This is a genomic window from Streptomyces sp. NPDC004134 (assembly GCF_042874195.1).
Classification (GTDB): domain Bacteria; phylum Actinomycetota; class Actinomycetes; order Streptomycetales; family Streptomycetaceae; genus Streptomyces.
Genome location: NZ_JBIAMS010000009.1, coordinates 150,781 through 171,679 on the forward strand (window position 1 = coordinate 150,781; position 20,899 = coordinate 171,679).

Below are 20,899 nucleotides of genomic sequence, written 5' to 3' on the forward strand. Positions count from 1 at the left end.
GCCGCCACCACCGAAGCCGCCGCCGGCGCCACCCGCGGCCCGCGTATCGGCCCCGCGGCGGCCGACCTGTTCGGAACCCTCGCGGGTGCCGCCACTGCCGGACGGAGCCTGCTCCGTGTTCTACGGCTCCTCGGTGGCGGGACCTTCTTCGCGCGTTACACCCCTGGCCCTGATCAGCGGGGAGATGAGCAGGTCGTACACCGCGACACCGGCGAGTCCGCCGATGAGCGGGCCGACGATGGGGATCCACCAGTAGCCGCTGAACCACTCGAACGAACCGGGGAGAGCAATGGATCCCCAGCCTTCGAAATACGTCAGCAAGCGGGGTCCGAGGTCGCGTGCGGGATTGATTGCGTACCCTGCGTTCGTGCCGAAGGACAAGCCGATCGCGACGACCACCAAGCCGATGAGGAACGGATGGAGATTGGACATCGGAGCGGTATTGCGCTTGTCGATGAGTGCGCAGATCAGCAGAAGCAGGATGCCGGTCCCCACGATCTGGTCGAGCAAGGGACCCCACCAGGAGCCTCCGAAGTACTCGGCGGGGTACGTGGCGAAGATCGAGAATGTGGGCAGCGATTTGTCTCGCGGGACACCTTCTTTTTTGATGGCCGCGTCGATGGCCCACCTGTAGGAAGCGTAGATGAGCGCGGCGGCGACGAAGGCGCCCGCGACCTGCGCCAGCCAGTAGGGCAGGACCTTCCGCCACGGGAAGTCCCGCCGAGCCGCGAAGCCGAGGGTCACCGCGGGGTTGATGTGGGCTCCGCTGATGCCCCCTGCCACGTACACGCCGAATACCACGGCGAGGCCCCATCCCCACGAGATGATGAGCCAGTTGGCGGCCCCGAAGTTCCCGGTCTGCCGGCCTGATCCCGGCAGACCGGCGACCGCGACAGCCACCGACCCGATACCCAGCAGAATCAGGACGAACGTGCCCAGGAACTCGGCAGCCAGCTCGCCGCCGAGCCCTTCTCGATACCCGCGTCGACGAACGGTGCGTTCAGCCATGGACACCCTCCTCGGTCAGAAAGCAACGGAACTTTCCATTCCTCACCCGAAATACAGGGTGATTCGGGGTGGACGCGCCAGTGAATCCGCAGATTTCACCTATGCGGAGCAACCCGCGCGCTCGTCGATTTCGAGAAGGTCGACGCGCCCGTAGCGGGCGATGGTCTTGCCCAACTGCTCGTCGTCCGCCGCCTCGACCAGCTCGTTCGCCAGGGCTGCCCCGGCGGTGTAGCGGACGCGGTATCCGGCCATGGCAGCCGCGGTGCCCAGCCCGATCACCAGGTGCGACGTGCCCGTGCCCGAGTCCCCGATCAGACACAGTGGGTAACCCTTGGCGATCCCTTCGCAGGCGGCGAGGAACCCGCGCAGGACAGGCCCTCGCGTTCGGCGCGGCAACCGTGTCGGCGGCTCGCATGGTGGGCAGCCGGCAGGCGGGCCCGGCGCTTTCCTCACGTCCGCCTCACTGCGATCCGCCGAGGCCGTGGCTCTTCGCGACGGCCTTGGCGATGGCGCGCTGCTTTTCCGCCCGGCGGGCGGCCGAGCCGTAGGCGGGGAGCTTCCCGATCTCCTCTGCCGTCTTCCCGAAGTGGCTGTAGTAGACCTCGGCCGCCTCGACGGACTCGCCGCCCCGGCTGAGGATGGTGCGGTAGAGCAGGGTCTTGGCGACGTGGTTCTGGCGCTGGACGGGGACGAGGTCCCAGACGACCAGTCCGTCCTGCGCGCGCGTGACGAGGTCCGGTCTCAGGTCGCCGAGCAGCCGGACGGCTCCCGATTCCTCCGACCGGAAGAGGTACCTCAGGTTGCTCACGTAGTCGGCCACCTCCGGGGCGTTGGCCACGAAGGTCTCCACGGGCGTGTCCAGGAGCGACTGGGGGAGCTTCGCGAACTTCCGCAGCGGCTGCTCGCTGAAGACCTCGAAGACGGCGGTCGGGAACGTCTTCTTGACCAGGTCGCCGAGCGCCGTGTGCATGTGCGTGCCCCGCACCCCCGGGGCGAAGGCCGCGCTGCCGGGCATGCCCTCGACCTGGGTGAGGGCCTGGACCACGAGGGGTTCCAGGTTCTGTGGGGTCACCGTGGTGGCACCGGCGGCCGCCGCGGCGCCGGCTTTCGGCTCGGGGTCCTTCGCCGCCTTCTTCTCGGCGTCGGTCAGCAGCCGGAACACCTCGTCGAGTTCGGCGTCCGTCAGCGGCGCCTTGTCCGTCCCGAGAGCCTTGACGATCTCGTCCTTGGCCAGCGAGGAGGTGCCCTTGAGCTTGGGGCTGGAGATCGCGACGTCCCCGCCGACCGCCATGAGGGTGATCCCGTCCGGGGCGCTGAAGACCCGCTTCCTGGACAGGACGAACCGCAGCACGTCCGCGAAGCCCAGCCCGAACTCCTTCAGGGCGGCCACCCCGATCCGGGTCACGGTGACGCTTACCTGCACCACCCGCCGGGCGAGGGCGGGCAGCGACTTCAGGGCCTGCCACGTGGTCCATACGAAGACCACGATCTGCCCGACGATCCGGCCGAGGTCGAAGAACTCCCGCTCCTCGAACTTCTCCGTCATCGTGGCGACGAGCAGGCTCGCGCCCGTCACGCCGGTGACGAGCGGATTCTCGACGAGGAGCACGATGCCCTGCCAGAGCTGGTTCCGCTCCTGCGCGAGTCGTTCCGAGGCGGCGGAGCCCGCCAGAATGCCGATGATCTCGACGATCTGGTAATAGCTCTCGCCGGCGCCCCACACCATCCCGCCGACGAGCGCGGCGACGTCGGCGGCGTCCAGGACGGAGTGCGTCAGGACGTACGCCCGCGGCACACCGCGCTCGCTCAGGAAGCGGCGGAACTCGCGCGCCCGGGCCCAGGCGAGCACCGTGCCGAGATGGCCGAGCCGGCGCAACTCCTCCAGGGCTGCCATGAGCCCGTCGTGGTCGAGGTCGCGCAGGTACGCCGTGAGCAGCCCCGTCGCGGCGCTCGCAGGAGCCGTCGGGCCCAGATGCGGGAGCGCGGCGACGATCAGGGCCACGGCCTGCTTCGGGTCGCCCGGCTTCGGGTCTCCCGGCTTCCGCTCCGCGGGGGCGGGGGGCGGGGCCGCGCCGACGTCCGTCGTGTACGCGACGATCCCTGCCCGCACCGGCTCGACGTCCCGGGTGAGGACGAGGGTGCCCGTGTCCTGCCGGCTCCCGTCCGCCGCGACCCGCTGGACGGCGTACGCGGCGCCGGGTGCGGTCGCCGCCAGGATGCCGAGCCGTTCGCGGGGCACCGGCTGAAGATAGAACGTCCCGGGACCCAGCCGGGCCGACACGGCCGCGGGCCCCGGCGGGGCGCCGCCGCCGGCCGTCGGCATCAGGTGTGCCGATGTCCGGCCGAAGTACAGGGTGTTGACGGTGATCCGGCCGAGCGGCGCGGCCTGGAAGTCGGGACCCATCCGGTTCCGCACGGCCGCGAGCGCGGCCATCGGGGCGGCGCTCCCGGCGGCCGACGGGTCGGGCCGCTGCCGCCCCGCGCGCCCGCCCGGGTTCAGCGCCCCGGAGCCGGACCGGCTCCCCGGCCCCAGACCGCCCGCAGAACGCCCCGCGGCCCCGCCGGTGCGGACGCCCCCGCCGGTGCGGACGCCCGTGCCGGTGTCCCGCACGGGCAGGACGACCGGGCGGCCCTCGCCGTCGAAGCTGGGCACCCGGTAGCCCTCCGGCACGGCACGGCCCGGGGCGTACGGCTCGCGCGGCGGCCCCGCGCCGGCCGGTGCGCCCTCGCGCGGTGTGGCCAGCCGGATCGCCGCCACCACCGCCTCCCGCACCACCTGCTCCAGAGCCCGCGCCGCCTCCGGGGAGAGCCCCTCGGGGCGCGGTGGCGGCTCGGGCAGATGGTGGTGCCGTTGCGGCGTCATTCGATCATCCTCCCGCCGACCAGCCGGTACACCTTGCTGGTGTCGTCGGCGGTGATCTCGAAGACGATCTCCGGGTGGGCCTCGCTGAGGGTGCGGAGCACTCCTGCTTCCGTCACCCGTCGCACGATCCCGGCGGCGCACGCCGAGCAGACCTCCTGGTCGACCCGGATCCAGACCGTACGGCCACGGGCGGCGGCCAGTTCCGCGGGGGTGAGGGTCGCGACGCGGTCGCTGAGCTGCTGGCCCACCGCCTGCTCGGCGTGGCCGTGCGCCTTGATGTTCGTGACCTTCGAACCCGGCCGGATCCTGTGCGCCGACTGGTACTCGCCGAGCGCCAGGAAGGAGCCTCCGTCGAAGCGCTGTTCCGCCAGGGCGGGGATGTCCGACCGGGCGACGGCGACCGTCCCCTGGTATCCGGCCGCCGCCTTGGCGGTCGGCGGGACCGGCTGCCCTTCCGGCCCGCTCCCCCAGGTGCGCTTGGTCTGCCAGCCGCGCGGCTCCTTGCGCGGCACGTTCCGCGGGTCGTCAGGCGGCAGTTGGGCGCGCTCGGCCTCGACCGCCGCCCGCACCTCTGCCAGGTCGCGGACGAGCCGGGTCTGCATGGCCGGCGACGACGTCTTGAGGTCGGGGGCGTACGGGCGGCGCACACCGCCGTAGCGCGAGTCGATGATCTGCCGGGCCACGGGGTCCACCGCCTCCCGCGCCCGCAGTTGCTCGTACGAGGCGGTGTCGTACCAGTGGAGGTCCTGCATGGCCTCCGCGTCGCCGGTTCCGGCGGCGTCCTCCAGCTCCTTCCGGGTCGCCCAGCGCGCCGGCGGGCCGGGGCGCGGCAGCACCGGCTTCGGTGTGGCGGGCCCCGGCGGCAGGGCGGGAGCGGGCGTCGCGGGCGGCACCGGCGGCTGCGCCGCGTGCGGATCGACGGGCCGCGCCCCGGCCCGCGCCCCGGTCCGTGTCCCGGCCGTCGTTGCGCCCCCCGCCCCCGGGGCGGCGGCACCGCGCCCCGGGGCGATCCGGGACAGTTCCTCGCCCACCTCTTCCATGCGCAGCCCCATCTGCTTCGCCCAGGCCGCGGCCTCCGTCTCGCGCAGCGTCCCGGCGAGCGTCTGCTCCATCCGCTGCTGCCCGGTCGCCGTGGCGGTCGCCCACTGCCGGGCGGTCACCCCCTCGGCGGCGAAGAGCTGCGCGACGATCGCCACCTTCGCCACCGTGGGGCCGAGCCGTTTGGTGACGGCCTGGTACGCACCGTGCAGCAGCGGCTCCCCGACGAAGGAGAAGAACACCCCGATCGCCGCGCCGATCCCCATGGCCCGCACGTACGTCTCGGTGTCGGAGCCGGGCCCGTCGTGCAGGGTGACGTCGACGAGATCGCGGGCGAACTGGTCGAGTGCGGCCGCGGACGCACCGGACACGGAGCCCGTGACCAGCTTCGACGCCACCCCGCCTGCCGCCTCGCTGCGCAGCGCGCGGGTGCCGAGCTTGCCGGCCCAGCCGCCCAGCCCGGCGCCGAACCGGAAACCCACGGCGTTGAGATAGCCCTCGACCGCCGCCATCGCGAATCCTTCGACCGTCAGGTGCTCGTCCCCGAAGACGATCTTCAGGGCGTAGATCAGCTCCGAGAGCGTGATGCTGCCCGCGATCGTCCCCAGACCGCCGCCCAGTTGGATCAGGATGCCGACGATCCCGGCCGACCAGCCCACGACCAGCGCACCGGCGCCGAGCACGATCAGGTTCACCACCTGGATCGCCTCGCCCGACCGCAGCGCACCCCACTGCACGAGGCGCGCCTCGAACTCGCCGAACGGCTCGACCAGCGGCCCCGCCCTGCGCTCCCACGTCTGCCGGCTCCCGGCCGGCCGCGAGACGATCTCGAACCGCACGTCGTACGAGGGCAGGCCGTCCCGCTCCGCCGCGATCACGTCGAGCAGCCGGATCGTGTACTCGACGTCGGCCTTCTCGAAGTCGTCCTTCGTGAGCCCCGCCGCCTTCGCCGCCCGGGTCAGCGCGGTGGCGGAGAACTCCTTCGCGTCGTACACACCCGTGTCGCGCCCGGTGAGGATCTCCTCGGTGAGCCGGTGCCGCTCCCGCAGCAGATGCCCGCGGAGTGCCTCCGCCTTGCCGGGCTTCGGCCGCATTCCGGGCACCAGCCGGGAGTAGATCTCGTCGCCCTCGGCGAGTACGCGGCCGGCGACCACCTTCCTGCGCTCCTCGTGCTCCAGCAGGATCGCGCCCCGCCCCTCGCCGCCCGGGACGTAGCCGTGCGCGGCGGTCGTGGCCCGCTGCTCCGCGAGTGCCCCGCGCAGCCGCTGGACCCGGGGGTGGCGGGCGTACGGGGTGAGGGCGCAGTTCCGCAGCCACTCGGCCCGCAGCGCGAACCGGCCCGTGCCCTCCAGGGCGTCGAAGACCTCGTCGAGGGCGCCCTCCTGCTCCAGTTCGGCCAGGACGTGGCCGAAGAGGCCGCCGGGCCGTGCCCGGCTCCGTGGCGCGGCCACCTCGTCGAGCAGCGCGTCCACCGCGCGGCCCGCGTCCTCTCCTCCCCTGAGCCGCTGGAGGAGCAGCCGCGCGAGCTGCCGGGCCGGCGGCCGCAGGGCCGCGGTGTCGAGCCTGTCGGGCGCCAAGTCCGGGTGGGCGCGCGCGTACAGGACCCGGGTCCCCGGCTCGTCCGGCCACTCCGCTCGCCGTCGCACCGCGTCGGGCAGCCCCGGGAAGCCCTCCCCCTCCTGCATGAACAGTCGCGCGGTGGGCTCCCGGTGGCGGGCGCCGCCGCCGCTCGCGCGCCGGTCGAGCAACTGGAACACCACGTCCTCCCGGACCCGCCCGTCCGCGCCGCGCGCCGGCCCCGAGGACGGGCGGACCACGGCGGGCTGCAGCCACACCGTCACCTCCTCCGCGCCGAACTCCGCCGCGTACTGGTCCCAGGCCACGCCCGTGCCCTGCTGGAACAGGACCGGGTCCACGCAGAACCCGGCCTCGCGCACGGGCACGGTGAAGCCGAGGCCCGGGCCGAGGGCGGCGACGTCCGTGGCGTCGATCCTCGGCAGCGCCATCGACGCGAACAGGACGTGACCGGACTGGAGCGCCGGGATCCGGGCGGGGACGGGCCCGCCACGGTCGAGCGCGTGGAGGGCGCGCAGGGCGGCGGACGAGGCGGTCAGCACCCAGGCGGGTTCGGTACGCGCCGCTCCCGGCGCGGCCCCCGGTGCCGGCCGGGCGGCGCGCCCCGCCGCCGCACGCAGCAGCGCCTCGCCCAGGTCCGCCGGCAGGGCCGGGGCGTCGACCCGGACGAGCGAGACCTCCAGCGGATACTCGACGCCCGCCTGCGCCTCGTACAGCACCGCGAACGGCAGCGGATGGCCCAGGGTCTCGGCGACGAAGGCGAGGAACCGGTCGACGGCCATCCGCGTCCGCACCGTGCGCACGACGGTCCACGGCTGCGCCGGGGCCTTGCCCCGTACGGGGACGAGGGCCGGCCGGCCTTCGCCGGCGTACGACGGCACCGCGTACCCGCGGGACCCGTCCCGCCCGCCGTCGGACCGCTCCCCGGCCGGGCCCGGGCCGTACCCGGGCCCGTACCGGGGCAGCATCCGCTCGGCTCTGCGGAGCCCCGAGGCGACGGCCGAGGTGAGCTGCCGCCGCACCGCCGCCAGTTCCTCCGGGCCCGGCTCGCCGACGAGGGTGATCCGGATCGGCACCCGGACGTGCACCTCACCCATGGCCGCCGCTCCCGCGCTACTCGGTGATCAGGATCATGACGCGCAGACCTGCGCCGACGACCGTTCCCTCCTCGGCGTCCTGGAGGGTGATGTCGAAGGTGTGCACGCTCCCCACGACGGGGTCGGATTCGAGGGAGATGAGGAGTTCGCTCGGAATGCCCTTCTCCCCGTACCCGGACTGGGACTGGGCCTGGGACTCCGGCCGCGGCGGCACGAAGTTCCGGTCCAGCCCGGGGATGCCCTCCGCATCGAGCCGGAAGGACAGGCGGCTCTCACCGACGCGGACCGGTTCCGTGCCGTAGGAGGTCCTGAGCATCAGCTCGGGCTGCTGCTGCTCGTTCTCCCGCTCGGGTGCCACGATCTCCGGATGTCCGGCGAGGACGAAGTACTCGTCGGGCCCCAGGACATCGCGCGGAGTGACGGTCGTGGCGCTGACCAGGAGTTCGCGGAGGAAGGGGCCGTGCGGCGGTGGTGTCGGCGGATACGTGTGGTACGGCACCCGCACGGGCTCGGCGGCGATGGCCCTGGGCACCTTCTTGAGGGTGATGTTCCGCTGGCCCACGTGCCCGTCGCCGTTCGGCTGCACCTCGTTGCCACTGGGCCATTCGGTGCCGTCGAGTTCCTCGCCCGGGGGCGGCGGGTCGGCGACGGCCGGGTCCTGGAACGCGTTGGCCATGATGCACATGTGCAGCTCGGTCTGACCCGGGGGGAGGTCTGCCTCCGTGGGGGTCCACTCGGGAAGACAGGTGAACACGTGGGGGTCGCTGTTGCTGAGGGTGCCGGAGCCGGGCGCCACGTCTCGCGTCGGGCTGCGGAACGACACCTTGGCGTTCCCCGGAGTGTTGATCACTCCGACCTGTGGCACGAACGCCCATGCCTGGACGGCCACGTCCTTGACAGTCTGGTCACCGCGGTTGGAGACCCGCACCTTGACCACGGTGGGTTCGCCGGTGTGGGCCTCGGTGCCGCCCGGGTCCACCCAGATGCTGGAGCTGGCCCAGAAGGGCGGATCCGACCGGTTCCACGGACGCTCGGTCCCCTTGTCGTCCCCGCTGCCGCCGTTGCGTCCGAAGTCGATGGCGAGATAGAGGTTGTCTGCCATGGGGTGGAGCCTCGCTTTCAGATGAGGTACGTGAGCTGGACGCTCATGACGGTGACCGTGTCCGTGACCGCGGCGCCCGCCAGCGCGCCGATGACGAAGTAGCGGAAGGCGTTCATGTCGACCCGGTCCATCGCGGGGTCGACCGGCTGGGTGGCGTCGTACGCCCCGGCGCCCGACACCCGGGCCATGAGCTGCACCGTCGTGGCGTCGGCGAACGGCGCGCGGAAGAGGCTGATGCGCAGGGTGCCCGAGCCGGTGTTGTTCCCGGCGGCACGGAACTTCAGCAGCTTCGCGCCGTCCGGCGGGGCGACGGTCAGCATGCCGGTGAGATCCGTCTCCGCCGAGGGACGGACCGCGGCGCCGAAGCGGTCCAGGGACCATGCCTTGCTGGGCGGTACGGCGACGAAGGCTGGCGACAGCGTCAGCTTCCGCTCCACGGCGGGCACCTGTCCCGTCGCCTTGATCGCCGTGTCGATGGTCTTCACCACCGACGACAGGGTCTCCAGGTCCTTCTGGAGCGCGTCGAAGCGGGTGTTGAACCCGTTCGGGCCGCTGGCGGACACCCGGTCCCGGTTGTCCACCCAGGGCGTGTGCTTGAACGTCGGTGTGAAAGCGATGTCGGTCATGGCGACCCTCCGGTCAGCTCCTTGGTGACCACCTCCACGCCCAGCGGACGCAGTTGGGCGAGGAGGTGCGTGATGCGGCCCCGCTCCGCGGGGGTCAGGACGTGGCCGGCCAGGTCGGGGTGCGGCCGGACGGTCATCTGGTACGCGCCCGGGCCTGCGGCCGGACGGTAGGCGGCCTGCACCCAGGCCGGGCCCGGGTATTCGCCCCGTACCGACATCTCGGCGGGTGCGGTGGTCAGCAGGGAGGCGGCGCCGTCGCCGGTCGACCAGACGAGCACGCCCTGCGCCCCGACGTCCGCCTCGGCGGGCGAGACGGTCAGCTTCGCCACCGCCCCGACCTCCAGGACACCGTCGGCCGGTCCCGCCGCGCCCACCTCGACCGGGCGGTCGCCGACGTCCTGACGCACCGTCACCACCGCTCCGAGCACGCTGACGTAGGTGAACCCCGCGCGGTGCGCCCACACCGCCAGCACGCCGGGGGCGAGCCCCGGATGGGTCAGCCGCAGCTCCCGGCCCTCCCTCGCCAGCGGGGTACCGGACGGTTCGTACGCCGACGTGACGACCAGCCTGCCGGGCATGCGGCCGCCACGCAGCAGGGTGAGGAGCTCGTCGAGGAGCCGTGCCACCTCGCGCCGCATCCGGTGGTGGTTCGGGTCGGTGCCGTAGTCGACGTGCGCGGCGTCGTCGTGGCGGGCCAGGAACACCGGGTCGAGGGGCTCCCCGGCGGCGGGCTCGGCGGGGTCGGGGGTGCCGTCCGCGCCGATGGCCGTGCCGTCGGCGAGCGGCCCGGGAAGGACCGTGAACTCCCCGGAGACGGTCAGCGTGTGGGGCCCGTCGTGCAGTTCCGCCGTGACGACGACCCGACCCGCCTCCTGCCCGGTGAGGACGGCCGTCGGCGCGTCGGCGGCCCCGGACAGGGCTGCCCGGCCGGGGCCGCAGTGGGCCGTGCGCCAGCGGACCGTCGCCCCCGACGGCGGGAGGGGCGTCACGCTCAGCGTGAGCTGCTCCCCCTTGGCGACCACCCCGGAACCGGTGGCCAGCACGAGCAGGTCGCCGGGGGCGCACTCCGCGTACACCGTGCCGTCCGTGCGGTGGGTGACCACGTCGAAGCCGGCCCGGTGGGCGAGCGCGGCGAGCCGGCCGGGGCCGGTGGTGGGGTGGGTGAGGAGCACGGCCCGCCCCGTCGCCCGCGCGTCGGCCGCGTCCGGGTCGAACCCCGAGGTCACGCGGGCGCGGCCGGTGAGCAGCGGGGCCAGCCTGCCCAGGGCGTTCGCCACCGCCGGCTGCACCCGGCCGGGCGCGGGCGGCGGTTGCCCCGGCGCGTACGGGCCGGGGCGCGGCGGCGCGACGTCCACGACGGCCGGGTCGAGGGCCGCCAGGTAGTACGGATCGAAGTAGCCCTCCGGCAGGGGCACGGCGGGGCCGGTGCCGGTGCGTCCCAGCGGGTCGATCGACTGGCCGGGGAGCAGCGTGGCCGGCACCACCCTCAGCCGCAGCAGCCCGCGCCGCAGCGGGCCGTTGGTGTCGTCCACGAGGAGGGGGGTGGCCACGCCGCCGATGGGTCCGACGCCCGCGTTGAGCGCGGCGGCGAATCCGGCCGGTGTCGGCAGCGTCCAGCGGCGGGCGAGCTCCACCCTCCTGCGGTACTCCGTGTCGTTCTCACCGCTCGCCCGGAGGACGCCGAGGCTCGCCCCGTGCAGGTCGAGGACGCGTGCGCGTACGTGCGTGGCCCGGGGCGAGCGGACAGCGGCCGTGCGCCCAGCATGGGCGCGCAGATGGTCCCGCTCCCAGCCGGCGGCCCACAGCAGCTTGCCCATCGTGCCGAGGAGGGCCGTCAGCCGCCACCGTTCCGCCTCGGGTCCGGGCGGGTCGGGCGGGTCGGGCGGGTCGGGCTCACCGGGAGGGTCGGTCGTCTCGATGCGGCTGAGCAGGCCGGTGAACCGGGGCAGGGCCGCGGTGGTGCCGGCGAGCAGGCCGTCCGGCAGCTCCACGACGACGGTGCCCGGGGCCCCGCCCGGGTGCAGCGTGAACGTGACGGTCGTGCCGGGGGCCGCGTCCTTCCTGGCCTGGAGGACGTACAGCGGGTCGGGGGTGTGCCCGAACACCGCGGTGTGCAGCGTGAAGTCGTAGGGCGCGACGGTCCCGTCGGCCACGACCAGGTCCAGGTGGTCGGCGCCCCGGGCGAAGGGGGCGGTGAGCCGCGCCGCCATGTCGGTGCCGGCCAGCGGCGGTGGTTCGACCTCCGTGGCGGGAACGGGAGTCATCGGGACACCACCTCGATGCTGGTGAGGTCCGAGTCGCGGGTGAAGAGCGCCATCTCGGTCAGTCCCATGGCCAGGCTCTCACCGACCGGGGCTTCCATGACCTCCGTCTGGTACGGGACGGTGCCGAAGCCGAACCGGCCGAACGCGGGCGGGCAGCGCCGCAGATGGAGGTTGCGTACGTCCGTGACACCCGGCTCGTCCACGAGCGCGCACATCACCCGGGCGTACAGGACGTCGTCGCCGAGTCGCAGACTGCCGATGTCGTGGGCGAGGCGGGCCCGGATGCCGGCGTCCACCGCCGCCGGAACGAACCGGGGATCGACGGCGACCTCGGCCCTGACCGCGACCTCGATGTGGTCGGCCTCCACCACGTTGACGTACACGCCGATGGGGCGGACCCGTTCGACGGCCGCCGCCACCAGGTCGCGGACGCCGGTCACCGGGTCCGGTCCCGACGTCGTCAGCCACGGGCGGGGGCCCCGGTGGGCCACGGCGACCTCGGCGAAGTAGGGCTCACCGATCCGCCGTTCGGCGCTGAACACGCGCTCTCCGAAGTCGAAGCCGTCGAAGAAGACCTGCGACACGTCGAGGCCGCCCAGTTCGTCCGTGACGCGGGCGTCGACGACGTCCTCGATGCCCAGCGCGGCCTGTCTGACGCTGTCCGGAGTCCACAGGGCGTGGGGCAGGGCGATGAGCCGGGCCCGGTACGCGACGTCGTCCTCGGGCGGGAGCGGGCCCGCGAACGGCGCCGGGTTGGAGAGGGTGAGCGTCGCTCCGGCCCAGTCCGCCAGGTACTCGCCCATGTGCTCGGGATGGATCCGGGTGACGGCCTCGGCCGCCACGGGCTCGTCGTCCGGCTCGACGGCGCGTACGTCCACTGTCGCCTGCGGGGCGGCGAGAGTGAGGACGGCGGGCTGCTCGGTCGCGAACGCCCGGGCGGGCGGGGATCCGTCGTCGGGTGGCGGGGCGGTGAGCAGGAGCGTCCCTTCGGGGACCACGTAGGGCCGGTTCGGCGCCCCGCCGCCCAGGGTGAGACGGACCTGGCCGGTCCGCCGGCCGGCCCGGCGGGGCAGCCCGGCGTCGTCGCCGAGCAGGTCGAGCGCGGGGCCCGTCGCGGTGGCCGGGAACTGCGCGTAGAACAGGTCCTCCAGCCGTTTCCACAGCTCGGAGTCCTCGGCCGCGACGACCTCGAGGATCTTGCCGAGCGGTCCTGCGGGCCCGAGGTCGACGTCATCGCCGAAGGCGGTCCTGGCCCGCGCCCTGCTCTCGGCGAGGAGCTGGTCGATGCCCTTGAGGACGAATCCCTCGTCCGTCACGCCGTACGTCATGCCTTACACCTCCAGCCCCGCCGAGACGGCGGTGGTCCGGCCGTCCACGGCCTCCACGACCACCTCGACGGTCCATGTCCTGCGGTCGTCCGGCGGGTGGGAGAAGGTCACGTCCGTGACCTCGTTCACCCGCGGATCGGCGGCGAGGGTGCGTACGATCTCCAGCCGCAGCAGCTCGCGCACCTCGGCCATGCCGCCGGTGCCGCCGAAGGCGTCCCCGACGCTCAGCCCGTACCGGCCGGCGAAGCGGTCGGATCCGTAGGGCGTGAGCAGGGAGAGGGTCAGCGCCTGGACGAGACTGGCGAGTCCGCGCACCTGCGCCAGGCCGCCGTCCCGTACGACGAGGTCGCCGTCGTCCAGGCGCAGGTTGTGTCCGAGCGGGTCGGTCGCCGCCGCCGGGGCGGCCGCACCGGGATACTCCGTCACGGCGGTCACCTCGCCTTCAGCACGCTCTGGCCGGGCGCGGCGACGCTCCACAGCACGGGTTTGACGGGGAACGCGAGGGTCATACCCTGGGCCGTGGCCAGGGCGACCGGGGTGCCCCGTACGGACAGGCCGGTGCTGGCCCCGCCGGTCAGGGAGGTGACCTTGCCGCACGGCAGGAGATTCGGCGCGGCCGGCGTGGGCTGGTTGGGGCAGGCCGGGACCGTCGCGGCGAGCAGGTCGCTGACGAGCAGGACCGGATTCCCGGCCACGGTCAGGGAGTTCTGCGTGGGCACCACCACGAGCGGGGCTCCGTGGTCGCACCGGATGTCGGCGGCGCTGGTGAGGACCTCGGGCATCAGGTCACCTGCACCGAGGTGCCGTCCAGGGACAGACTCACGGTCCCGTTGGTGAGCATGATCTTCCTTCCTGGCGTACTGACGGTGACCGCGCCGGCGGTGTCGACCTTGATCGTGGTGCCGGTGTGGTGCTCGATCGTCACGGTGTCGTCCGGGGGCGGTGTGGGCCGGGTGCCGACGTTCGGGAGCTTCCCGGTACCGACGTGGATGCGCAGGCCGCGCGCCTGGATGATCCGGCCGCCGGCCGCGTCGGTCAGATCGTTGACGCCCGGTCCGTCGGGGGCGCCGTCGGGGCCGAGCCGCGTCGGCAGGGAGAGCCAGTAGTCCCCCGGGTGCGGTTCCGGCGCTTTCGCTCCGCTCGTACGGGGCCACAGGTACCCCACCACGGCAGCGTCGTTGACGAGGTCGCGGTTGTGCGCGAGGAGTGCCCGCATCCCCGGGTAGACCGGGGTCATCAGACCGCAGGGCCCGAAGGCGAACGGGGCGGCGACGGGCTTGTCGAGGAGGGTGGCGTCGCCGATCTCCCCCTGGACGCTGGGCGCGCCCATGGCGGGCGGCGGGGTCTGCCCGTACGCGAGCGACACCTGGTGGCCGTTGCCCCGGTAGCCGGTGACCTCGCCCACGTCGACCGACGGCCGGGCCAGCCGCTCGCGCTCGGCGCGCGCGTCGAACCGGTCGACCATGCCGCGTACGCCGCCGTCCAGGACCTCGGCGACCGCCCCGGCGGGTACGGCCACGACCTGGACGTCGCAGACGTAGCCGGTGCGACCGCCGAAGCGGTGCAGGACGCGGGTGATGCGCAGCGGACCGGGCGGCGCGTCGACGCCCTCGACGGTGGCCACCTGGCCGGCCCGCAGCCCGGGGTGGCCGAGGACGACCAGGTCGAGTGAGGTGCGCGGCGGCGGACGTTCCTCCCCCGGGGCGGTCGCGACGGTGTCGTCCCCCTGGGAGTCGCCGCACGAGACGAGGTTGAGCTCGGGGTCGAAGGCGACGGGGGCCCGGTCGTCCCCCGCGCCGACTGCGGGGCCGGTCCTGATCTCCTTGTCCCGGATGACCACCGGGGCGGGGACGGTCTGGGCAAGGTCGCGCAGCACGCCGAGGGCGGTCGGGCCGCGCACGGTGTGGTCGCTGAGGTCGGCCGGCAGTTTCGAGCCCTCGGCGAGGGTCAGCTTGGCGGCCTTCGCGATCCTCTCCACGAACTCCAGCGCGTCGCAGGAGTTCGCGCGGTGCTCCGCGACCGGCATCTTCCGCAGGGCGAAACCGGCCGCGTCCTGCCCGGTGAGGCGCACCCGGCTCAGGCCGTCCTCGCCCACCCAGGAGGTGATCCGCAGGATCCTCCCCTGCATCACCGGCTTGTCGACGCTGCCCGGCTCGTCGAAGTAGCCGAGGGACACGACGGCCTTCAGCGGGACGTCGGCGATCTTCGAGCGGAGCATCGTGACGGTGTCGCGGGGGACGTTGACGAGCAGCACGTCGAAGGTGCCCGCGACCGCCCCCTCGTTCATCGTGACGGTGATCTCCGCGTCCAGGACCAGCGAGCCGTCGAAGACGTGGTTGGAGACGGTGAGCGGCAGGCCCGTGAGGCCGAGCAGGGAGGCGGCGGCGCCCGCCACCGCACCCGCGATGGCGCCGAACGGCGAGTCCTCGGGCGGCTTGTCCTCGTCCACGGTCACGCGGTAGCGGATCACGAGGCTCACGCGGACACCTCCGCCACGACCCGGGACCCGTGGCTGCCCGCGGCGTTCAGGTTCTGCACGTGCACCCGGGCCTCCCGGAAGACGAGGCGCAGCCGGCCCGCCGGGCAGGGCAGGTCCCGTACCGCCTTCCGGCGCACCAGCGGGACGATCCCGTCCGGGTCCTCGCGGTCCACGACCACGACCAGGAACGGACCGGTGCCGAGGAGGTCGAGCATCCCGCCCCGCGCGACGGTCCGTTCGTCGGCGTTGGCGTACAGGCCGACGCGGTACACGTGCGGGCCGAAGCGCAGCCGGAAGCTCTGCGGGAATCCCTCGTCGGCGTCGACGGGCAGCAGCGGCATCGCGCCTCCTCTACAGGGGCAGTCGGGGTACGGGGCCGGGTACGGGCAGGCTCGGCACACCCGCGCTGCCCGCGCTCGTGGCGAGCTCCGCGATCTCGCCGAGCAGCGCGGTGAGGCTGGACCGGGGCACATGCTGGAGGGTGAGGGAGAGGTCGAAGGCGTCCCGCTTCTGCACGCTCTGGGTGAACCGCAGATCGGTGATCTGCATGTCGAGGCTGAGCGTGAGACCGCAGACGACCGGGATCCCGGTGACGGCGAGCGCGGGCGCGGCCGCGGCGAGTAGTGCCCGGGAGTTGAGCGCCATGACCTCCAGGGCCTTCTTGGTCGCGTGCCGGTCCGGGCCGAGGAGGACCGCCTCGATGGCGATCGTCTTCGTCGACGGCTGGGTGGCCTGGGAGAAGCGGCTGCCCAGGATCCGTTCGACCCGGTACCCCTCGGTCATGGTGACGCTCTGCGCGTACAGGAGGGGAACCGTGCCGACGAGCACCTTCTCGGTCACGGGTCACCCCCGGCTGCCGAGTTCGCGGTCGAATTCGGCGAAGACGTGGTCCGCGATCCGCCGGACGTGGTGGTCGCCGAGTTCGCCGACCACCTCGACCTCGACCGGGAAGTGGTAGTGGATCACGGTGCCGGACGCGCCGTGCCGAGTGACGACCGCCTCGCTGCCGGCCGCGGGCACGATGTGCTCGCCCTCGTGCACGAGGGCGAGGCCGGTCCTGTCGACACGGCCGCCCGCGGCGAAGGCGTCGGCGTGCGCGAACTCCTCGTCGTCACCGGTCACGTCACTCCTCCACGCCCACGTTGAGCGCCATGCAGGTGAAGTTGGCCTGGGGCACGCCGTCCACGGTGACCGTGCTGGGCTGCACGGCGCTGACCACGCAGCGGCCGAACTTCAGGGCGGAGAAGGCCCAGTCGTTGCCCTGCTTCTCGGCGACGGCGACGGCGAACTCCTTGCCCGTGGAGGCGAGTTCGGTGAGGTCGGCGACCGCGGACGCCACCGCGGGCACGGTCATCGTGAAGGTGAACGTGAACGGCTGGCGCACGAAGCCGACGCCGTCCGCTTCCAGGCTGTGCAGCACCGTGTGCGGCACGTTGAACGACGGGGAGAAGTTCGTGATCGGGGTGATGGTGCGACCGTCCAGCTTCACCTCGAGGCGGGTGTTCCAGTCGGACATGAGACGCTCCCTACTTGAAGGTCAGCTTGATGCTGAGCCGGTGGATGGCGCCGGCGTACGTGATCTGGACCATGGCCTCGGCCAGCCGGTCGCGGCGGGCGGCGGCCATGATCTTCTCGTCCTCGGGGGTGGGCTGCGGCTTGTCGAACAACTGGAGCACCGGGATGACGACCTCGTAGTCCTCGATCACCTCGCTCCTGCGCAGCGGTTCGAGCACCCCCTCCATCTGGCCGGCGAGCGCCCGCAGCCCGGTCCGGCTGATCCGCAGTTCGCCGATGGTGGTGATGAGCGATGCCTTGAGCCGGAACGTGAGGTCGTCGAGAGTGCGGACGATGTCGATGTACTTCTTGTCCGTGGTGCCGTTGGCGCCGGTGTACCCCTCGCCGAGGTAGACGCCCTGCCCCGGGATGAGCGCGGGGTTCACCAGCCAGTTGAGGTTGTTGCCGGCCGGAGGCGACGAGTCGTCCTCGCTGCCGTTGATCGTGATCAGCTCGTCGGCGGTGAACTCCGCGGACGTCACGCCGACCTTCTTGAGGAGCATCGACACCTGGGGGTCGTATCCCCCGATGGTGCCGGCGACCGCGGCCGCCACGTCCTCGGCGCTCTTGTGCGCCACGTAGACCATGCGATCGGTGTTGAGCGCGCCGGTGATGATCGAAGGATCGTGGTCGCCCGTGCCGAGCATGGCCACGCCCATGCGTTCCAGGCCCTCGCCGAACGGCCCCTTCACGTGGTCGGCCAGCTTCACGATGGCTTCGGTCGGCTGCCCTCCGGCGGGCACCTCCAGGGGGGTGTCCGCGATGACCACGAACTGGACGGCCAGTGTCTTGATCACGGCGAGGGTCTCGTCGACGTTCGGCTGGTCGGCGAGGCGGACGGCGTAGACGTCGCCGGGTCCCGGCTCCTGTCTCAGGGCGAGCGCGACGGCCGTGCCGAGCGGCCCGGGAGCCTGCTTCAGGGCGTCGTCGGGATCCGCGAACACCTTGGGTTCGTTCACCGGGATGAGGCCGGTCGCCCCCGCCGCGGCCGTCACGGCACCGATGATCGCGATGTTGCCGGTGGGCCGGACGGCGGGCGAGAAGAAGTTGGGCTTGGCTTGGACACGGATGTAGCGAACGGGGCTCGGGGTGGCCATGGAGCGTGCTTCCTTCCGGAATCAGGTGAGGAAGAGCGGGGTGATGCCGGCGCTGCCGAACACAGCGGTGATCTCCGCCTGGGAGAGCGCCTGAGCCAGCGGCTGCGGGAGGGGGGTGAAGGCGGCGGCGTGGGCGTAGGGCGCGCTGCGTACGCCGAAGGTGCTCGGCGGCAGGGGCCGGTCGCGGGCCGCCGCCGCCACGCGACGGGCGGAGCGCAGCGCCGCGACCACATCGGTGGGGTCGGCGACGAGGACGGCGGCGGTGAGGAGCACGGTGCGGACGTTGTGCGGGTCGGTGGGGTCGAACGGCGGCGGATGACGCAGCCGGACCTCCGTCCGCAGGTACTCGCCGGCGTCCCTGAGATCCTCGACGGTGCGCAGCCCGTGACTCGCCATGAACTCGTCCAGGTTCAGGTACGAGAACTGGGCCCGGAACTCGTCAAGCGTCCGGTACGAGTCCACGGCACGGGTGACCACCGAGTCGATGCCACCGGGGTCGGTCTCCGCGACCACGTCGATCTCCAGGTCGGCGGACACGTCGATCCACACGGGCGCGGTGGCCTCGCCCTCCCAGGAGAACTCGGTACGGGTGGGGGCGGGCGTCACCTGATTCCAGGCGCCCTGCCGGCGGCGGGGTGCGAACAGGGGTTCGCCGAGGGTGCTCCGCAGAATCCGGAGCTGCTTGACGGAGACGATGCGCTCGTAGTCCAGGGTGTGCGTGCGCTCGACGAGGAGCTGCGCGTGCGGGGTGAGCAGCGTGGTGAGCGTGGTGGGGTCGGCGATCTGCTTCAGGCCCTTGTCCTGGACCACACCCATGCCAGTCTCCTCCGGCAACACTTTTCACAGGTGTGACAAGCAACGCACGGGCTACTCAGCAGCCGCAAGGAAGATTAGACCGAATAGTTCGCTTTTCCTCCCGATGGGGGCATGAGTCCGGGTCATATGCCTCCCGCCGGCGCGGCATCACCGCAGAGATCACCCCGCCACCCCGGGAGGGAGGCCCGAACCCGGGCCGGAGCACCCGATGCCGTGGTGCACCCACAGCGAAATCGTGAGGTCCCCGAAGTCCGCACCACCTCGACCCTCGGCGCACCGAAGCCCGGGCTCCCTGACCACCCCGGCCTACGACCCGGCGGACAGCTCCCTGACCGCCGCCACCCCGGCGAGAGAAAGGATCATCATCGGCCGACCGGCACGCCCTCTGACCGACACAGGGGCCGGCAACGACGAAACGCCCGTCCCTCGCCTGGGCGAGACATGGGCGCCAGTTCAGCATGCCAAGATATGTACGAATTTGCGTGTCCGAGGGGCGAGTTGACCACTACACCCACGCCCTCACCCGGGGTACATCGTTGCCGTTGAAGTGATCGATCCCCCTCCCCTGCAGACCAACCTGTTTCGGTCTGACCTGCGGAACGGCGACTCGTCTACACCTGATCGTTTGGTTCAGGCGGTCCGGTCTGGAGCAGGTTGGAGATGCCGCCCTGGTTCACACAGTCCTGCGCCAGGTCGTGCACCTGCCAGTGATAGTCCAGATCTGGTTCGCCGGCGTTCACTGTGGTCTCGACCGGTGTGTAGCGGCGCAGCGGAGTCGAGACGTCGTGATAGGGGAAGCCGAAGGTGTCCACCGTCAGGATCGAGAGCGGATCCTCACCGTTCCAGTCGATCCGGACACGCACCTCGTACTCCGCGTTGCCGGTGGCACCAGCGGTGGTGCGGACCAGCGCCATCAGATCTGCGATGGCGCACTCGATGGACGAAGACTCGACCTGCCAGCCCTCGAAATAACCGTCCCTGTTTCTGTGCCCGCCAACCGCGGCCGCGAGGGTCACAGACCCTTCGTGATGGATAGTGACCCATGACTCCTTCCACGCTGCACGCTCACCCGTTGCTGTGTTGACGGCAACCCACCGGCGCAGCCCGGGACGGGGGTTGAGTCGGTCCACGCTCTCCAGCGGATGAATGCCTCCGCGTCCTGCAAGGGCCAGCGCCAGGTCCGCGCTCTTCTCCGGGACGAGGCGTGCCTCGTCCCGGGACAGACGGCCCGCAAGGCGGGGGATGCGGGGGTGAGCAGCAGCGATCAACCATGCACGCCTGTCGGCATCGCGGCGGGAGCAGCGTCAGCGACCAGCGCGTCCAGAGCCTCGGTCGCGTGGCGGCGTTCGCCGAACCGGGCGCGGTACATGGCTTCGATCTGGCGCTCCTTCATCCACACCGTGTCGGAGTCGTTGCGCACTGGTGCACCGAAGTACTCGTGCCTGTAGATCAGATGGGGTCCATCGACGCTCGACGGAACCTCCACCACCACTGCCCGGTCGCCGCCCGCGGACTTGAGACGGTTCACACGCAGATCGAAGACCGGCGGCGAGATGGCGGTGATCGCAGCGCTACGCAAGGCGCGCTCATGGCCCTCTTCGAACTCGCCGACATCGACACGCTCCGTCGCCGCCTTCTGCGTCTCCTGGACGCCGTAGACGATCACCGCGCCGACTGTATCGCCGTCTGCCGAGAACGCTTCGAGCTCGGTTTCCGAGCTCAGACGGTCGATTGTGTTCAAAGGACGGTGCACTGCGGCCTGACGAAAAGAAGCTCGCCCATGATCCTGGGTAACGGCCCTGGCCACCGCAATATGCAAGGGCGGCGGACTCCGCGCTGACTCCTCGAAGTAGTCCGCCTGCGTCCGTTGTGCCGGGGCGGGTTCGCCGGAGTAGAGCAGCCCTTCCTGGTGTGCCGCATCTTCGTCGTCGAGGCCAAGGAAGAGCGGCAGGGTCGTGCCGAGAAGCTCTGCGTACGGAAGCAGTGTTCGGGCGCCTGGAGGGCTCGCCGTGCAAGTGTCGGCGTACGACCTGAGCTGGCTCTGGCAAGATT

The 20,899-nt window shown here is 72.3% G+C and carries 18 protein-coding genes and 1 pseudogene; all 19 read right to left on the reverse strand.

The window, feature by feature from the left end; genetic code table 11:
• Positions 1-120: 120 nt before the first annotated feature.
• Positions 121-1,008, reverse strand: a complete 888-nt coding sequence (locus tag ACFYVJ_RS14630) for an MIP/aquaporin family protein (protein WP_388890736.1) — start codon at positions 1,006-1,008, stop codon at positions 121-123.
• A 120-nt stretch (positions 1,009-1,128) separates the two neighbouring features.
• Positions 1,129-1,365 (reverse strand): annotated as a pseudogene (locus ACFYVJ_RS14635) (ATP-binding protein); the annotation flags it as partial.
• 103 nt (positions 1,366-1,468) lie between these two features.
• Complete coding sequence (locus tag ACFYVJ_RS14640) at positions 1,469-3,871, reverse strand: hypothetical protein (protein ID WP_388890739.1); 2,403 nt, start codon at positions 3,869-3,871, stop codon at positions 1,469-1,471.
• Positions 3,868-7,581, reverse strand: coding sequence for a hypothetical protein (locus ACFYVJ_RS14645; RefSeq protein WP_388890743.1), 3,714 nt, complete (start codon positions 7,579-7,581; stop codon positions 3,868-3,870). Before ACFYVJ_RS14645 ends, ACFYVJ_RS14640 begins: the two co-directional genes overlap by 4 nt.
• 16 nt (positions 7,582-7,597) lie before the next feature.
• Positions 7,598-8,683 (reverse strand): hypothetical protein, encoded by a 1,086-nt coding sequence (locus ACFYVJ_RS14650; protein WP_388890746.1) that lies wholly within the window; start codon positions 8,681-8,683, stop codon positions 7,598-7,600.
• A gap of 17 nt (positions 8,684-8,700) precedes the next feature.
• Positions 8,701-9,309 (reverse strand): hypothetical protein, encoded by a 609-nt coding sequence (locus ACFYVJ_RS14655; RefSeq protein ID WP_388890749.1) that lies wholly within the window; start codon positions 9,307-9,309, stop codon positions 8,701-8,703.
• Positions 9,306-11,573: a hypothetical protein gene (locus ACFYVJ_RS14660; RefSeq protein WP_388890751.1), complete on the reverse strand. Its 2,268-nt coding sequence runs from the start codon at positions 11,571-11,573 to the stop codon at positions 9,306-9,308. Before ACFYVJ_RS14660 ends, ACFYVJ_RS14655 begins: the two co-directional genes overlap by 4 nt.
• Entirely contained in the window at positions 11,570-12,901 is a 1,332-nt protein-coding gene (locus ACFYVJ_RS14665; RefSeq protein WP_388890754.1) for a baseplate J/gp47 family protein, read from the reverse strand. The genes ACFYVJ_RS14660 and ACFYVJ_RS14665 overlap by 4 nt, the downstream gene beginning before the upstream one ends.
• Positions 12,902-12,904: 3 nt before the next feature.
• Positions 12,905-13,327, reverse strand: coding sequence for a hypothetical protein (locus ACFYVJ_RS14670; RefSeq protein WP_388890757.1), 423 nt, complete (start codon positions 13,325-13,327; stop codon positions 12,905-12,907).
• Between the two features lie 5 nt (positions 13,328-13,332).
• Positions 13,333-13,683, reverse strand: a complete 351-nt coding sequence (locus ACFYVJ_RS14675) for a hypothetical protein (RefSeq protein ID WP_388890759.1) — start codon at positions 13,681-13,683, stop codon at positions 13,333-13,335.
• On the reverse strand, positions 13,683-15,380 hold the full coding sequence (locus ACFYVJ_RS14680) for a hypothetical protein (protein WP_388890762.1): 1,698 nt from the start codon (positions 15,378-15,380) through the stop codon (positions 13,683-13,685). Before ACFYVJ_RS14680 ends, ACFYVJ_RS14675 begins: the two co-directional genes overlap by 1 nt.
• Complete coding sequence (locus ACFYVJ_RS14685) at positions 15,377-15,721, reverse strand: hypothetical protein (RefSeq protein WP_388890764.1); 345 nt, start codon at positions 15,719-15,721, stop codon at positions 15,377-15,379. The genes ACFYVJ_RS14680 and ACFYVJ_RS14685 overlap by 4 nt, the downstream gene beginning before the upstream one ends.
• A 10-nt stretch (positions 15,722-15,731) precedes the next feature.
• The gene (locus tag ACFYVJ_RS14690) at positions 15,732-16,220 is read right to left on the reverse strand and encodes a hypothetical protein (protein WP_388890766.1); all 489 of its coding nucleotides are present in this window, start codon (positions 16,218-16,220) and stop codon (positions 15,732-15,734) included.
• A 3-nt stretch (positions 16,221-16,223) separates the two neighbouring features.
• The gene (locus ACFYVJ_RS14695) at positions 16,224-16,502 is read right to left on the reverse strand and encodes a hypothetical protein (protein WP_388890768.1); all 279 of its coding nucleotides are present in this window, start codon (positions 16,500-16,502) and stop codon (positions 16,224-16,226) included.
• Between the two features lies 1 nt (position 16,503).
• Positions 16,504-16,896, reverse strand: coding sequence for a hypothetical protein (locus ACFYVJ_RS14700; RefSeq protein WP_388890770.1), 393 nt, complete (start codon positions 16,894-16,896; stop codon positions 16,504-16,506).
• A 10-nt stretch (positions 16,897-16,906) separates the two neighbouring features.
• A complete protein-coding gene (locus tag ACFYVJ_RS14705) occupies positions 16,907-18,031 on the reverse strand; it encodes a hypothetical protein (protein WP_388890772.1) in 1,125 nt (374 codons plus the stop codon).
• A gap of 21 nt (positions 18,032-18,052) precedes the next feature.
• Positions 18,053-18,847, reverse strand: coding sequence for a hypothetical protein (locus tag ACFYVJ_RS14710; protein ID WP_388890775.1), 795 nt, complete (start codon positions 18,845-18,847; stop codon positions 18,053-18,055).
• A gap of 611 nt (positions 18,848-19,458) precedes the next feature.
• The gene (locus ACFYVJ_RS14715) at positions 19,459-19,863 is read right to left on the reverse strand and encodes a hypothetical protein (protein WP_388890777.1); all 405 of its coding nucleotides are present in this window, start codon (positions 19,861-19,863) and stop codon (positions 19,459-19,461) included.
• A gap of 248 nt (positions 19,864-20,111) precedes the next feature.
• Positions 20,112-20,588 (reverse strand): hypothetical protein, encoded by a 477-nt coding sequence (locus ACFYVJ_RS14720; protein WP_388890780.1) that lies wholly within the window; start codon positions 20,586-20,588, stop codon positions 20,112-20,114.
• Positions 20,589-20,899 lie beyond the last annotated feature (311 nt).

Excerpts from the sequence above, each read along its gene's own strand:
- ACFYVJ_RS14630 (WP_388890736.1), bottom strand. The coding sequence starts at position 1,008 with ATGGCTGAACGCACCGTTCGTCGACGCGGGTATCGAGAAGGGCTCGGC.
- ACFYVJ_RS14640 (WP_388890739.1), bottom strand. The coding sequence starts at position 3,871 with ATGACGCCGCAACGGCACCACCATCTGCCCGAGCCGCCACCGCGCCCC.
- ACFYVJ_RS14645 (WP_388890743.1), bottom strand. The coding sequence starts at position 7,581 with ATGGGTGAGGTGCACGTCCGGGTGCCGATCCGGATCACCCTCGTCGGC.
- ACFYVJ_RS14650 (WP_388890746.1), bottom strand. The coding sequence starts at position 8,683 with ATGGCAGACAACCTCTATCTCGCCATCGACTTCGGACGCAACGGCGGC.
- ACFYVJ_RS14655 (WP_388890749.1), bottom strand. The coding sequence starts at position 9,309 with ATGACCGACATCGCTTTCACACCGACGTTCAAGCACACGCCCTGGGTG.
- ACFYVJ_RS14660 (WP_388890751.1), bottom strand. The coding sequence starts at position 11,573 with ATGACTCCCGTTCCCGCCACGGAGGTCGAACCACCGCCGCTGGCCGGC.
- ACFYVJ_RS14665 (WP_388890754.1), bottom strand. The coding sequence starts at position 12,901 with ATGACGTACGGCGTGACGGACGAGGGATTCGTCCTCAAGGGCATCGAC.
- ACFYVJ_RS14675 (WP_388890759.1), bottom strand. The coding sequence starts at position 13,683 with ATGCCCGAGGTCCTCACCAGCGCCGCCGACATCCGGTGCGACCACGGA.
- ACFYVJ_RS14685 (WP_388890764.1), bottom strand. The coding sequence starts at position 15,721 with ATGCCGCTGCTGCCCGTCGACGCCGACGAGGGATTCCCGCAGAGCTTC.
- ACFYVJ_RS14700 (WP_388890770.1), bottom strand. The coding sequence starts at position 16,896 with ATGTCCGACTGGAACACCCGCCTCGAGGTGAAGCTGGACGGTCGCACC.
- ACFYVJ_RS14705 (WP_388890772.1), bottom strand. The coding sequence starts at position 18,031 with ATGGCCACCCCGAGCCCCGTTCGCTACATCCGTGTCCAAGCCAAGCCC.
- ACFYVJ_RS14710 (WP_388890775.1), bottom strand. The coding sequence starts at position 18,847 with ATGGGTGTGGTCCAGGACAAGGGCCTGAAGCAGATCGCCGACCCCACC.